The following is a 14274-nucleotide window of genomic DNA, read 5'->3' as shown; positions in this document are numbered from 1 at the left end:
CATGGGACAATCTCGCTCCATGACACCGCAGCAGTACGTACAGCAAAAAGCCGTGGCCTCGGGCAGCAGCTTCTATTACGCCTTTCTCTTTCTGCCCGCGCCCCGCCGCGCGGCCATCACGGCGTTCTATGCGTTTTGCCGCGAGGTGGACGATGTGGTCGATGAGGTGAGCGACCCCGGCGTGGCCCGCACCAAGCTGGCCTGGTGGCAGGCCGAAGTGACCAAGGCCTACGCGGGGCAGCCCACGCACCCGGTGATGCTGGCGCTGATGCCGCTGGCGGCCGACTACGGCATCGAACAGCGCCACCTGCAGGCCGTGATCGACGGCTGCCAGATGGATCTGGAGCAGACCCGTTATCTCGACTTTGCAGGCCTCAAGGGCTACTGCCACCTGGTGGCGGGCATCGTGGGTGAAGTGGCCGCGCGCATCTTCGGCCAGACCGACCCGCGCACCACCGAATACGCGCACCGGCTGGGCCTGGCGTTCCAGCTCACCAACATCATCCGCGACGTGGGCGAAGACGCCATGCTGGGCCGCATCTACCTGCCGGTCAGCGAGCTGCAGCAGTTCGATGTGAAAGCGCACGAGATCTTGAAGCGCCAGTACTCCGACCGGTTCACCGCCCTCATGCGCTTTCAGGCGGAGCGTGCACACCGGCTGTACGACGAGGCCTTTGCCCTGCTGCCCGACGCAGACCGCCGCGCCCAAAAGCCCGGCCTGATGATGGCCAGCATCTACCGCACCCTGCTGCGCGAGATCGAGCACGAGAACTTCCAGGTGCTGCACCAGCGCATCCGCCTCACGCCGCTGCGCAAGTTCTGGCTGGCCTGGAAGATGCAAGCCCTGGGCAGGATGTAGCCCGGCGTGGCACCGCAGAAAGTCGCCGTCATCGGGGCTGGCTGGGCCGGCATGGCTGCGGCCATCTCCCACCGGCAGGCCGGCCGCCAGGTCACCGTGTTCGAGGCCGCGCGCACCGTGGGCGGCCGCGCACGGGCCGTGCCGGGCGTGCTGCCCGATGGCACAGCGGCCACGCTGGACAACGGCCAGCACATCCTGATTGGCGCCTACACCGAGAGCCTGCGCCTGATGCGCCTGGTGGGCGTAGACCCCACCGCCGCGCTGCTGCGCCTGCCGCTGACCCTGCAGTTCCCCGACGGCCAGGGCCTGCAATTGCCCGACCTGCCCCCGCCGCTCGATGCGTTGCTGGGCATCGTGCGCGCCAAAGGCTGGGGCTGGCAAGACAAGGTCGCCCTGCTGCGCACGGCCACCGCCTGGCAGCTGCGCGGCTTTCGCTGCGCGCCCCACACCTCCGTGGCAGACCTGTGCGCCACGCTCACGCCCCGGCTGATGGCCGAGTTCATCGACCCGCTGTGCGTGTCGGCACTCAACACCCCCGCACGCGAGGCCAGCGGCCAGGTGTTTTTGCGGGTGCTGCAAGACAGCCTGTTCAGCGGGCGCGGTGGCTCCAACCTGCTGCTGCCACGCACCGACCTGGGCGCGCTGTTCCCCGAGGCTGCAGCGCGCTGGTTGCTGCAGCAAGGCGGCCAGGTGGTTACCGGCCAACGCATCCAGCGGCTCGTGCCCCTGCCCAGCGGGCGCTGGCAGCTGGCGGGCGCTGCGCACGGCGCGGAAGAAGTCGACGCCTTCGATCACATCACATTGGCCTGCCCCTCGTGGGAGGCCGCGCGACTAGTCGAGGGCCTTGCCAGCACGGCGGGCCTGGCCGCTGCTGCCCGCTGGGGCGCCACCGCCAACGCCTTGCGGTTTGAAGCCATCACCACCGTGTACGCCCACGCCCGTGGTGCGCGCTTGCCCCTGCCCATGCTGGCGCTGCGCAACACGGCAGAGCACCCGGCGCAGTTCGTGTTCGACCGGGGCCCGCTTGACGGCCAGCAGGGCTTGCTGGCGTTTGTGGTGAGCGCCAGCGACGGCGACCGGGCACTCATCGAGCAGCAGGTGCTGCAGCAAGCCGCCGCGCAGTTGGGCCTGCCAGACCTGCACCCCGTGCAGACCGTGGTCGAAAAGCGCGCCACGTTTGCATGCACCCCGGGCCTGCAGAGGCCCGCCATGCAGGTGCTGCCGGGGCTGACGGCCTGCGGCGACTATGTGGACGGCCCCTACCCGGCGACGCTGGAAGGCGCGGTGCTCAGCGGCACCGGCGTGGCGGCGCGTGCGGCTGCGGGCTGAAATCCAGCGACAGGATCAGCCGGCCACCCCCGGGTAACTACCAAGCCCGCTGACAGCATTCCGAAAGCACGGCCCGGGCACCATGGCGCCACACGCATACTGCATGCGCTCTTTGGCCTTTTGTCTTTGGCCTTTTGCTTTTGTTTTGACGGAGACACCCCCATGCTTTCACACGAACACCCCGCCCTCTGGTCCCCCACCCGTCGCCATCTGCTGGGAGCCAGCGGCGCCTTGGCCCTGGGCGGCCTGCTGCCCGCGGGTGCCTCGGCCCAGGCGGCCTGGCCGTCCAAGTCGGTGCGGTTTGTGGTGCCGTTCGCACCGGGCGGCAGCTCGGAGATCGTGGCCCGCTCCACCGCGGCAGAGCTGGGCAAGACGCTGGGCCAGAGCGTGTATGTGGACAACAAGCCCGGCGCCGCCGGCAACATTGCCATGGGTGAAGTGGCCCGCTCCGAAGACCAGCACACACTGATCCTGGGCCACATCGGCACGCTGGCCGTCAACCCCTTCATCTTCGACAAGCTGCCCTACGACGCCAACAAGGACTTCAAGCCCGTGAGCCTGCTGGCCAAGGTGCCCAGCCTGTACGTGGTGCACCCCGACGTGCCCGCCAAGAACCTCAAGGAGTTCATCGCCTACGCCAAGAAGAACCCAGCCAAGCTCAGCTATGGCTCGGCGGGCAACGGCAGCGCGGGCCACCTGGCGTTTGAATACCTCAAGATGACCGCCGAGATCTTCATGCTGCACGTGCCCTACCGTGGCACCGGCCCCATGATGACCGACCTGCTCTCGGGCCGCCTTGATGCCGCTGCCGTGGGCGCCGCCGCCCTGCTGCCTTTCATCAAGGCCGGCAAGGTGCGCTGCATCGCCACCGGCTCGGCCAAGCGCCTGCCCCAGCTGCCCGACGTGGCCACCGTGGCCGAACAGGGTTTCCCGGGCTTTGAGATGACGCAGTGGTACGGCATGCTGGCCCCCGCCAACCTGGCACCGGCCAACCTCGACAAACTGGCGGCCGAGACCGCCAAGGCCGTCAAGGCCCCCGGCTCACTGGAGCGCCTGAACGCGGACGCGGCCGAGGCCATTGGAGGCGCGCCCGCGCAGTTCGCGCAGTTCATCGCGGCGGAGCAGGAGCGCTGGAAGAAGGTGCTGCTGCGCGCGAAGGTCAAACCCGATTGACCCCCTGAGCCGCTTCGCGTCTTCCCCCTTTCTCTCGCACCGCTGCGCGGGTCGGGAAGGGGGACGCAGCCAGTGCGGCGGGGCGGCCCTTGCACGGCTGCCTGGCCTGGGCAGCGCGTGCGCACAGTTTGGCTGCTGGCGCCTGCGCGCCCTTACCGCTCCGCATTGAATGGCTCCACGCTGAATGCAAGCCCTGCGCCTTCCGCACAAACGGTAGCATTCCCTTATGCGCATCCTCCTGGCCGAAGACGACCACAACCTGGGCACCTGGCTCAGCCGCGCGCTGGAGCATGCGGGCATCCAGGTCGAATGGGTGAACGATGGCCGCCTGGCCGACCGCGCGCTGCAGCAGCACGACAACTACGACGCGCTGGTGCTGGACCTGGGCCTGCCCGGTCTGGACGGCCAGGCCGTGCTGCAGCGCCTGCGCGACCGCGACCAGCGCCTGCCCGCGCTGATCCTCACGGCGCGCGATTCGCTGGACGAGCGCGTGCGCTCGCTCAACGCGGGGGCGGACGACTTTCTGGCCAAGCCTTTCGAGCTGGCCGAACTGGAGGCACGCCTGCACGCCCTGGTGCGCCGCGCGCGTGGCAACGAGCACCAGCGCCAGGCCTGCGGGGCGCTGGCATACGACAGCGCCCGGAAGCAGTTCACGCTGCGCGGCGAGCCGCTGGCCCTCTCGCCGCGCGAACACGCCGTGCTGCGCGTGCTGGTGCAGCGCAGTGGCGAGCCGTTTTCCAAGCAGCAGATCCTGGACCGCGTGTTCACCGACGATGACGACGTGCACCCCGAAGCCGTGGAGGTGTTCGTGCACCGTCTGCGCAAGCGGCTGGATGGCAGCGGTGTGCGCATCACCACGCTGCGCGGCCTGGGCTATGCGCTAGAGGCAGACTGACCGATGGGCCTGACCGCACGCCTGCGCCGCGCCAGCCTGTGGCGGCTGCTGGCCATGCTGTTGCTGCCACTGCTGGCCGTAGTAACGGGTGTGGAGCTGTGGATGACCCGCCACGATGCGCTGGAGGCCGCCAACGCAGCCTACGACCGCTCGCTGCTCGGCGCGCTCAAGTCCATCGACGCCAACATCTCCACCGCCTCGGGCGGCCTGTCGGCCGAGCTGCCGTACAGCATGCTCGAATTCTTTGAACTCACGGCCAGCGGCAACGTGTACTTTCGCGTGGCATCGTCCGACGGGCTGGTAGAGCTGGGCAATGCCGACCTGCCCCTGCCCGCTGGCGCGCTGGAACCCGGCGTGCCGCGGTTTTACGACGCCACCTACTTTGGCGAATCCGTGCGGCTGGCCGCCTACCGCCGCGCGCTGGACCGCGCAGAACCCGCATCCACCGTGCTGGTGCAGGTGGCCGAAAGCACCCGGTCGCGCCAAGACTTCACCGACCGCTTTGTGCGCCGCGCGGTGCAGCGCGATGCGCTGGTGCTGGCCCTGATGGTGCTGGGCACTGCGGCACTGCTGGCCGTGGCGCTGCGCCCGCTGGCGCGGCTAGCGCGCGAGGTGCAGGCCCGCAGCAGCGACGACATGACCCCGCTGGCATCCAACGACCTGCCCGCAGACATCCGCCCGCTGGTGGACGCGGTCAACCAGCAGATGGCGCGCACGCAAGACCTGGTGGCACAGCAGCGGCAGTTTCTGGACGACGCCTCGCACCAGTTGCGCACCCACCTCACTACGCTGCAGATGCAGATCGACTACGCGCGCCGCGAGGGCGACAGCACGCAGGTGCAGCACACGCTGGCGGCCATCGGGGGCGAAATCGCCCGCGCCACGCGCAGCACACAGCAACTGCTGGCACTGGGCCGCAGCGACACGGCGGCGGTGGAGCTGACGCCGTTCGACCTGGCCGCGCTGCTGCGCACGGTGGCGCTGGAGCTGCTGCCCCAGGCGCGCGCCAAGCAGATCGACTTTGGCATCCACACGCCCGCCGCGGGTATCGAGGCCGTGGGCGACAGTGGCCTGCTGCGCGAGGCCCTGACCAATCTGGCCGCCAACGCCATCGCCTACACCCCCGCGCAGGGCACTGTCACGGTGTCGGCTGCGGGTGACAGCCTGGGCTGGAGCATCAGCGTGGAGGACAACGGCCCCGGCCTGCCCGCCGAGGAGCGCGACGCACTGGGCCAGCGCTACCGGCGCGGATCGCAGGCCACGGCGGGCGGGTCGGGCCTGGGGCTGGCGATTGCACGGTCGATTGCCGAGCGGCACCGGGGCAGCCTGCGGCTGCAGGCGCGCGCCGAGGGGCCGGGGCTACTGGCGATACTCTGGTGGCCACGCGCCTGACGCAGCCCGCTGAACCACCGAAGTTTCCACACCCCATGCCGCAGCCCTTGCCCGCCACGGACCGCCTGCTGACCGCGCCTTGCAGCCGCCGCCAGCTGCTGCAGACGCTCGCAGCCGCCGCCAGCGCTGGCGCGGGCCTGGCTCCCTTATCAGCAGCGGCCGACGCATCCCGTGAACCGGCAGAGTGCATTGCGCCCTCACGCCCCGGCGGCGGATTTGACCTGACCTGTGGCCTGGCCTCGCAGGCGCTGCAAGCCGTGCGCCCCGGCCGCACGCCGCTGCGCACCCGCTACCTGCCCGGCGGCATTGGCGCAGTGGCGTTTGACCAGGTGGCCACGGGCCGCCTGGGAGGGCCCGGCACGCTGGTGGCGTTCTCCAGCGGCTCGCTGCTCAACCTGGCGCAGGGTCGCTTCGGCCCCCACCCGGTGAGCGCCGTGCGCTGGATTGCGACGCTGGGCAATGACTATGGCGTGGTGGCCGTGCACCGCGACGCCCCCTACCAGCGCCTGCAGGATGTGGTCGCCGCGTTGCAAAAAGATTCGGGCCGCGTGGTGTTTGGCGCCGGCGGCACGCTGGGCAGCCAGGACTGGGTCAAGGCTGCGCTGCTGGTGCGCGCGACGGGGCAAGACCACAAGCGCATGCGCTTTGTGTCGTTTGAAGGCGGCGGTGAAGCGCTCAAGGCGCTGGGCGGCCGGCACATCGACATCTTCACCGGCGACGCCGCCGAAGCCACCCGGGCCGCTGCCGAAGGCCTGCCGGTGCGCATCCTGGCGGTGCTGGCCCCCGCACGGCTGCCCGGTGCCTTGGCCGCCCTGCCCACGGCCCGCGAGCAGGGCATCGAGCTGCTGTGGACCACCGTTCGCGGCCTCTACATGGCCGCCAGCGTGTCTGATGTCGACGCCCACGCCTGGACGACCGCTCTGCAGGAAGCCCAGGCGGCGCCGGGCTACGCGGCCCTGTGCGCCCGCCATGGCCTGTACCCTTTTGCGCTAAGTGGCGCTGCGCTGGCCGACTATGTGCAGCGCAGCCTGGCCGACTACCGCCGCCTGGCGCAGGAGCTGGGGCTGCGGTCGTGGCCGCGCTGAGTACCGCATCGCCACGGCCCGGTTGCGCCCTTGCACAGGCTCTGGACCCCACAAGCTGACGCCCCCGCAGATGCCTTGCCTAGCGGGGATTCCAGGGGCTAGGCCCACACGCTTGCAAGTGATCGGGGCGCGACGCCAGTCGCCTCTACGCCGGCAGGGCGCCGGTGCCTTGCAAACCGGTCAAGCCGGTGGACCGGTCGTCGGCAGACGGCGATGCCGCGGCGCGGTGTTCGGGCTCGCCCTCCCCGGCTGCGGACAAGGACGACTGCGCCGCATAGGCCGTCAACGTGTTGCGCCATTCTTCGTTCGAGGCATCCATGGCGCGCCGCATGCGCATCACCACCCAGCCTGCTACGCCCACCGTCAAGGCCAGCAGCACCAGCAGGCCATACACCAGCGACGCCGGGAAATGCCCTGCATTCAACTGCTCCATGCGCGCCAGCAGTGCCAGCGTGGCATGGCGGTCTTGCTCGGCCTGAGCACGCATGCGGTCGACTTCCACCTGCAGAGCCTGCATACGCGCGGCGTTGGACCCTGCACCGTCCGGCGCATTGCCCTCAGGGGCCGAAGACGTTGCCTGCGGGGAGCCTGCACCCTCGGACGGCGCCGCTTCGCCAGACGCTGGCGGTGTGACCAGCGCCGCCAGCGGCTCCATCACCAGCCGGGGCTTGGCCGGGCCGGGGGCGGCGGGTACTGCTGCGGGCGCCACGGGCGCTGGCGCAGCGCTTGCGGCGGGGCCCGCCGGAGCCTCGGTCTTCGCCGCGGGCGCGGCGCGCGATGCCTCAGTCGGCCCCGGTGAGGCAGCGCTGACAGCCGCAGCCTCGCTGGAGGGGCCGCTTGCAACGGGCGTTGAAGCGGGCTTCACGGCGAGTCGCGTGGTGACCTTGCGCACAGCACGCGCACTGACCGAAGCCTTGCGCTGCCGCGGGGGGCCCGCCTCGGGGGCTGCCACTGATTCGCCAGCGCTGGCGGCCCCCGCCCGCGCTGGGGGTAGCTCTGCAACCGGCACATTCCAGGGAATCGCTACGGGCCGGGCCCCGGCCGCCACCGTGGCGGGCAGGTCGGCCAACAAGGTGTATTCGCGCGTCACCCGCCCAGCGCATTGGACCGACACCTGAGCGGTCAGCACGGGTTCGTCTGCCAAATGGGAGGACTGCACCCGCAGCACGGGGTTGCGCTCCTGTTCGCCCGGCCGCACGCTCACCTGCACACGTCCTGCCGGCACCGCCATATCGCCCGACACCAGCCGCACTTGCGGGCACAGGTCGTCCACCGCCATTCCGGGGTCCACCTGGACTTCAAAGCTCAGGTCGATGGGCTGCCCCAGCCATACCTTGCCCTGAGGCGCTCCCAGGGACAAGGCCTGAGACGCCTCGGCCACCAAGCCCATGATGACGAGAATCAACGAGTTACGAATCATCACAATCATCTCCTATCGTTGCAATTAGTTTCTACATGAAACAAAACACAACGGAAAGCAATGAATGAGTAGAACGACCAGGGCGAGGGGGATTTGCCACACCCTGCGGAGGGGCCGACGTAACCATAGGCCGAGCACACCGGCAGCAGATGCTCTGGCTGATTGCTACGCCCGATCAATACCCCTTGATCACGCGGCCAGAACAGGGCGAGCGTGATGATTGAGTACGGGGGTTGCAAGATCAGTGCGCCGGGTCGGCCCTCGCCCCCGACGCATCGCGGCGGGGCCCATCACCGTTGCGCGGTCACCGCTCCAGCCACCACTGAATCACCACCTTGGCCAGGAACCCCAGAAGCCCCACGCCCAGCCCCAGGAACAGCACAAAGGTGCCAAACCGCCCGGCTTTGGACTCCCACGCCAGCTGCCCGATGATGAACAGCATGTAGGCAATGAATGCACCCACCCCGTAGGTGAGGAAGAAGCCCGAGATCTGCGCCTCGGTAAAGCCAAAAATCACGATGCCCCTCCAGGCGTCCGCAAAGGGGCCGCAGGTGCCACCAAGCCGCGCTCGGGCAGACTGGACGCGTCCACCAGATCACGGTATGCATGCCAGCTGGCATGGCCCAGCATGGGCATCACGGCGATCAGGCCCAGCAGCAGCGAGCCCAGGCCCAGCAAGGTAAAGCCCAGGATGATCGCCGCCCAGAACGCCATCGGCAGCGGGTTGGTGATGACCGCCTGCCAACCCGTCAATACCGCTTGCAGCAAGGTGGCGCGGCGGTCCAGCAGCAGCGGCATGGCCACCACGCTGGACGCAAAAATGGGCGCGGCCATCAGGCTGCCCAGCGCCAGCCAGATTTCAAACAACCAGCCGTCACGCGCCATGACCACATGGCGCAGAAAGTCGAGCGGCGTCTCGATGGGCACGGGCGCCAGCAGCGTGATGAGCGCCGCCGAGGTCATGACCCAGCCCGAGGCGGCCAGCGCCAGCAGAGCGCCAAACTGCAACATGCACCAGTAGTCGCTGCCCCATTTGTTCACATGGCTGTTCTGCCAGTTCAGCCAGGTCTTGAGCACCACGCCCAGGTTGACGGCCTCGCCACGCTCCAGTGCGCGGCTCAGTGCATACAGGCTGGTGGCCAGCACCGGCGCCACCACCAGAAAACCCGACAGCGCGCCCGCCAGCAGCCAAAAGCGATGGTGCCCCACGGCCAAGATGGCAGCCCCGAACAGCGTGAGCGCCAGGCCATGGGCAAAACTGATCCAGCCGGCCCGCGCCATGTCGCGCCAGGCCAGCACCAGCCAGGTCATGGGCTGCATCAGGCCGATGCTGCGGATGGAAGGCAAAACTGGGGGATTACGGGGCATGGTGTGGGGGTCGCTCGGCGACGCGTGAGTGTGACTTCATCGGACAGCGGCATCAACCGCCGCGCGCCAAAACCTTGACCTGAGGCAAGAAACCAGGCCGATGCCGCCGGTCAGGACAGCAGCTGGCACAGCGCGGTAAGGCTGCCCACGGTGGCATGGGGCTGCACACCGCCGTGGGGCCAGGGGTGGTTGGCGCTATTGATCCACACCGCCTGCATGCCCGCGTTCAGCGCGCCTTGGGCATCCAGCGTGGCGTCGTCGCCCACGTGCAGCACCTCGTGGGGCTGCACGTCGGCCGCGCTGGCAGCAGCGTGGAAGATGCGCACATCGGGCTTGGCGATGCCAAAGTCCGAGGCGCTGATGCTGTGGCGAAAGTAGTGGCCGATGCCGATGCGGTGCACATCGGCATTGCCATTGGACACAGCCACCACCGGGTAGCGCGCCGACAAAAAGGCCAGCGTGTCGTGCGCGTCGTCAAACAGCTCCACCCGCTGGCGCTCGGCAAAGAACAGGTCAAACGCCGGTTCGGCCAGGACGGGCTCGTCACCGGCCTGCGTCAGCGCCAGCCGGATGGACTCGCGCCGCAGCGCGCTCAGGTCGCCCTTCAGGTCGGGGCGCAGGCTCGCCATCTGGTTGCGGATGGCGCGCAGCGCCTCGGTGTCCGAGAACAATGCCGCCGTGGCGGGCGCGTGGTGGGTCAGCCAGTCCAGCAGCACACTTTCGGCCCGCGTGATGGTGGGCCAGATGGGCCAGAGCGTGTCGTCCAGGTCGATGGAGATGGCGCGGATGCGGGAGGTGTCCAGAGAGGGATTTGGCACAGGGCGCACCTGAAGGATGGAGGCGAAAAAAGAGGCCCCGGCGATGCACCAGGACGAGGGCCGCAAAGCATACCGCAGGCCTTTGCGGAATGCAGCGCATTCAACCCGGGTCTGGCGCGCCCGCAGGCCCCAACGAAGATCCGCGCACCACCAGCAGCCCGGGCAGCAGGCTCTCGCGTGCAGGACCTTCCAGACCGTTGATACGCTCCAGCAGGCACTGCGCCGCACGTTGCCCGATGGCATCGGTGGGCTGGGCCACCGCGCTCAGGCCAGGCCGGATCAGCGACGCCCATTCAGGGTCGTCAAAGCCCACAAAGCCCAGCTGTTGTCCAAACGTCCACCCCATGCGCGAGACGGCCGCAGCCACCCGCAGCGTGACCACCGAGTTGCCCGCCACCACCGCGCAGCGCTCACTGGGCCGGGCCTGTCGCAGCAGATCGGTGAGTGCCTGGTCCAGCACCTCGTCGCCCTGCTCCGCGGCCAGCTCCAGCACCGTGCCGCGCACTGCCGAGCGCTTGGAGGACACCAGCGCACGGAAGGCCTCCGTGCGCTCGACGCGGGAACTCACGCCCAGCAAGGGTTGGGTGATGTAGAGCAGGCGCTGCCAGCCTTGCTGCTGCAGGTGGGCACAGGCTTCACGCATGGCCCCATGGTTGTCCAGCGAAACGAAGTCTGCCGCCAGCCCGGCGTGGCGCCGGTCCACCAGCACGGCGGGCTTGCCGTGCAAGGTGTTCACATCCGCCTGTCCTTCACCCTGCCCTAGCGTGTTGAGGATGAAACCGTCCACCTGGTAGCTGGCCAGAGCATCGATGGCCGCGCGCTCGCGCTCGCGGTCGTTGCCCAGGTTGAACAGCATGACCAGGTAGCCCGCGTCCTGGCAGGCTTTCTCGGCGCCCCGCAACACGGCCACCGAATAGGGGTTGGTGATGTCGGCCACCACCAGGCCAATGAGCCGCGAGCGGCCATGGCTCAGCGCCTGGGCCATGGGGCTGGGCACATAGGCCAGCTTGGCGATGGCCGCCTCGACCCGTGCCGCAATGTCGGGGCTGAGCAGGCGTTCACGGTGGTTGAAGTAGCGCGACACCGTGGCCTTGGACACCCCGGCCTCGGCCGCCACATCGGCGATGGTGGGGCGGGCGCGGGGCGTGGCGGAGGGTGCGGGTGTCGGCGGGCTCATGCGGGTACGGGGTTGTACACGGCGGCGGGCTGTTCGCCCGCCAGGGCCTGCAGCAGGTTGGTGGCGGCCAGCGCGGCCATGGCATGGCGCGTGTCGTGCGTGGCCGAGCCGATGTGCGGCAGCGGCGTCACGCGCGGGTGGGTGCGCAGGGGCGACGCCAGCGGCAGCGGCTCGATGGCAAATACATCGAGCCCCGCAGCGCACAGCGGGCCATGGTCCAGCGCGTGCAGCAGGTCTTGTTCCACCACGGTGGCGCCCCGGCCGCCGTTGATGAAGATGGCGCCGGGCTTCATGGCCGCAAACAGTTCGGCGTTGACCATGCCCCGCGTGCTGTCGGACAACGGCAGCATGGCCACCACAAAGTCTGATTGCGCCAGCAACGCGGGCAGCGGCGTGTGGATGGCCTTGCCCTGCAATTCAGGAGCCTGGGTGGCGAGGTCCACCGGGCGGCGGGCGTGGTACATCACCGGCATGCCAAACCCCAGTGCGGCGCGGCGCGCCACGGCCTGACCAATACGGCCAAATCCGAGCAGGCCCAGCGTCTTGCCATGCACATCGCCGCCAAACAGGTCTTCTCCAATATTCTTGATCCACCGGCCCTCGCGCACCAGCTGCGACAACTCCACCAGCCTCCGGCTCGTGGCCAGGAGCAGGGCGAAAACCGTGTCGGCCACGGTTTCGTCCAGCACGCCCGGGGTGTGGCACAGCACGATGCCGCGCGCCTGCAACACGTCCAGCGCGTAGTTGTCCACGCCCACTGAAATGCTGGACACCACCTGCAGCCGAGGCGCACGCGCCAGCACGGCGGCATCGATGGGAAAGCTGGAGCCAATGAGCCCGTGCGCCTGCGCCAGCGCGGCATCAAACCGCGCACGTTCATCAGGCTTGCGCGGGTCGGCCACCGTCACGTCGTGCACGGCGGTCAGACGCGCCAGCTGGTCGGGCGGCAGCTCGCGAAACACCAGCACCTGCTTGCGCGCTGGGCTTGTGATGCTGTCTGTGGAAGGTAGCGTCAGGCTCACAGGCCCGCCTCCTGCAGTTGTGCGCGGGTGGGCAGCCCCTCGGTGTCGCCCAGCACCTGCACGGCGCGCGCACCAATCCAGGCGCCACGGCGCACGGCAGCGGGCACGGGCAGGCCTTCCAGCAGCGCGCTGATCACGCCCACGGCAAAGCCGTCGCCCGCGCCCACGGTGTCCACCACCTGGGCCACGGGCACGCCAGGCACGCGGCCGGTGCCGGCCACATCGCTGTCGTAGTAAGCGCCCTCGGGGCCAAGCTTGACGACCACCAGCTTGGCGCCTCGCTCACGGTAAAAGCGCGCCACACCCTCAGGGGTGGTTTCGCCGGTCAAAAACACGCCCTCTTCCATGCCCGGCAGCACCCAGTCGGCATAGGTCGCCAGGGTGTTGATCCAGTGGCGCATGGTCTCGGGCGACGACCACAGCGTGGGGCGCAGGTTGGGGTCGAACGAGATGGTGCGGCCTGCGGCGCGCATCACCTCCAGCGTGCGGATGGCGGCCTGCAGGCTGGTGTCGGAGATGGCGGCAAACACGCCCGTGGCATGCAGGTGGCGTGCGGACTGCAGCCAGGGCTCGTCCACGTCGGCGGGCCCCATCTGGCTGGCGGCGGAGCCCTTGCGGTGGTATTCCACCTGCGGGTCGCGGCCATCCATCACGCGCTCTTTGAACTGGAAGCCCGTGCGCTGCGTGGCATCGCACACCACGTGCGAGCAATCGACGCCTTCGCCCTGCATGGCGGCCAGCAGCGCGCGGCCCATCGAATCGGTGCCCAGGCGGCTGGCCCAGCCTACCTTCAGGCCCAGGCGCGCCAGACCGATGGCCACATTGGTCTCGGCCCCGGCCGTGCGCTTGTGAAAGCCAGTGGCGTTCTCCAGCGGGCCGGGCTCGTTGGCCACCAGCAGCAGCATGGCCTCGCCAAACAGTGCAACGTCAAAAGCCGGGGCGGTCATGCAGCCTCCCGGGCAGCGCGAATGAACGCCACCTGCTCGCGCGTGATGGCCACCAGGTCGTCGCCCACCAGCGGGTATTCGATGGCATGCGGCACATCGGCAGGCAAGGCGCGCAGCACGGCGCGCCATGGCGCTACCGAATCGGCCAGTGGCACCGCCACCCACTTGGCGGGCAGGCGCTGCACGCCCTTGCAGTGCACATAGCGCACAAACGGGGCGAGAGCCTGCGCGGCCTGCAGCGGGCATTCGCCCTGCCAGTGCCAGTTGCCCATGTCAAAGGTCATGCCCAAATCAAGCCCGGCCTGTGCCTGGGCCGCAAAAAACGCCTGCATGGCGGCCAGCGTGCCTGCGGTGGTGGTCTGGTCGTTTTCGATCACCAGCTCCACCTGCGGGGCGGCCTGCAGCAGGGCCTTGAGGCGTTGCAGCGAGGCATGCGACGAAGGGCTAAAGCCACCAATCGACATCTTCAGTCGCGGCGCGCGCAGCACCTGGGCAGCCTGCACGCCGCGCGCCAGGGCTGCTTCATCCAGCTCGCCCTGCACGGTCCACAGGCCTTCGGGGCTGGAATACACCGCCGCCCGACCCGCCAGCGCGGGCAGCTCGGTGGCTGCATCGCGCAGCAGTTCGCCACGCACCTCCACACCGTCCGCGCCCGCTTGCTGGGCCAGGTCGGTGCACCACAGCTGGCCGTGGCGACCGGTTTCGGCCGCGCCGAAGGAGGACAGGGAAATCAATACCTTCATGTGTTTCTTTCAGGCTCCGCCCACCGGGGCAGAGGCCATCAACCGC

At 69.2% G+C, this 14274-nt stretch carries 14 protein-coding genes; 6 read left to right on the top strand and 8 right to left on the bottom strand.

Going from position 1 to position 14274, the window contains the following annotated elements; translation table 11 throughout:
* Positions 1 to 19: 19 nt before the first annotated feature.
* The 6 genes from hpnD (at position 20) to C8C99_RS04670 (ending at position 6733) form a co-directional block, all read left to right on the top strand.
* Complete coding sequence (hpnD, locus tag C8C99_RS04695) at positions 20 to 859, top strand: presqualene diphosphate synthase HpnD (RefSeq protein ID WP_056638143.1); 840 nt, start codon at positions 20 to 22, stop codon at positions 857 to 859.
* Between the two features lie 51 nt (positions 860 to 910).
* The gene (hpnE, locus tag C8C99_RS04690; protein ID WP_233247308.1) at positions 911 to 2188 is read left to right on the top strand and encodes a hydroxysqualene dehydroxylase HpnE; all 1278 of its coding nucleotides are present in this window, start codon (positions 911 to 913) and stop codon (positions 2186 to 2188) included.
* 162 nt (positions 2189 to 2350) lie between these two features.
* The gene (locus C8C99_RS04685; protein WP_108625110.1) at positions 2351 to 3361 is read left to right on the top strand and encodes a tripartite tricarboxylate transporter substrate binding protein; all 1011 of its coding nucleotides are present in this window, start codon (positions 2351 to 2353) and stop codon (positions 3359 to 3361) included.
* A gap of 226 nt (positions 3362 to 3587) precedes the next feature.
* Entirely contained in the window at positions 3588 to 4256 is a 669-nt protein-coding gene (locus C8C99_RS04680; RefSeq protein ID WP_108625109.1) for a response regulator, read from the top strand.
* A gap of 3 nt (positions 4257 to 4259) precedes the next feature.
* Positions 4260 to 5648 (top strand): sensor histidine kinase, encoded by a 1389-nt coding sequence (locus tag C8C99_RS04675; RefSeq protein WP_108625108.1) that lies wholly within the window; start codon positions 4260 to 4262, stop codon positions 5646 to 5648.
* Positions 5649 to 5683: 35 nt separating this feature from the next.
* A complete protein-coding gene (locus C8C99_RS04670) occupies positions 5684 to 6733 on the top strand; it encodes a tripartite tricarboxylate transporter substrate-binding protein (protein WP_199226320.1) in 1050 nt (349 codons plus the stop codon).
* Positions 6734 to 6878: 145 nt separating this feature from the next.
* Here the strand turns inward: C8C99_RS04670 and C8C99_RS04665 are convergent, their stop codons facing one another.
* From C8C99_RS04665 to C8C99_RS04630, 8 genes are all read right to left on the bottom strand, one after another.
* Positions 6879 to 8153, bottom strand: a complete 1275-nt coding sequence (locus C8C99_RS04665; protein WP_146186012.1) for a FimV family protein — start codon at positions 8151 to 8153, stop codon at positions 6879 to 6881.
* A gap of 304 nt (positions 8154 to 8457) precedes the next feature.
* Entirely contained in the window at positions 8458 to 8670 is a 213-nt protein-coding gene (locus C8C99_RS04660) for a DUF2788 domain-containing protein (protein ID WP_108625105.1), read from the bottom strand.
* A complete protein-coding gene (locus tag C8C99_RS04655; protein WP_108625104.1) occupies positions 8667 to 9521 on the bottom strand; it encodes a DUF2189 domain-containing protein in 855 nt (284 codons plus the stop codon). The genes C8C99_RS04660 and C8C99_RS04655 overlap by 4 nt, the downstream gene beginning before the upstream one ends.
* 110 nt (positions 9522 to 9631) lie before the next feature.
* Positions 9632 to 10339, bottom strand: coding sequence for an HAD family hydrolase (locus C8C99_RS04650; protein ID WP_108627042.1), 708 nt, complete (start codon positions 10337 to 10339; stop codon positions 9632 to 9634).
* A 100-nt stretch (positions 10340 to 10439) separates the two neighbouring features.
* Positions 10440 to 11516: a LacI family DNA-binding transcriptional regulator gene (locus tag C8C99_RS04645; RefSeq protein WP_108625103.1), complete on the bottom strand. Its 1077-nt coding sequence runs from the start codon at positions 11514 to 11516 to the stop codon at positions 10440 to 10442.
* Positions 11513 to 12538 (bottom strand): D-glycerate dehydrogenase, encoded by a 1026-nt coding sequence (locus C8C99_RS04640; protein WP_233247158.1) that lies wholly within the window; start codon positions 12536 to 12538, stop codon positions 11513 to 11515. Before C8C99_RS04640 ends, C8C99_RS04645 begins: the two co-directional genes overlap by 4 nt.
* Positions 12535 to 13485, bottom strand: coding sequence for a sugar kinase (locus C8C99_RS04635; protein ID WP_108625102.1), 951 nt, complete (start codon positions 13483 to 13485; stop codon positions 12535 to 12537). The genes C8C99_RS04640 and C8C99_RS04635 overlap by 4 nt, the downstream gene beginning before the upstream one ends.
* Entirely contained in the window at positions 13482 to 14228 is a 747-nt protein-coding gene (locus tag C8C99_RS04630) for a sugar phosphate isomerase/epimerase (protein ID WP_108625101.1), read from the bottom strand. The genes C8C99_RS04635 and C8C99_RS04630 overlap by 4 nt, the downstream gene beginning before the upstream one ends.
* Between the last annotated feature and the right edge of the window lie 46 nt (positions 14229 to 14274).

It is taken from the genome of Acidovorax sp. 107, from assembly GCF_003058055.1.
Lineage (GTDB): Bacteria > Pseudomonadota > Gammaproteobacteria > Burkholderiales > Burkholderiaceae_C > Acidovorax.
This window is presented reverse-complemented; position numbering and strand designations above follow the sequence as displayed.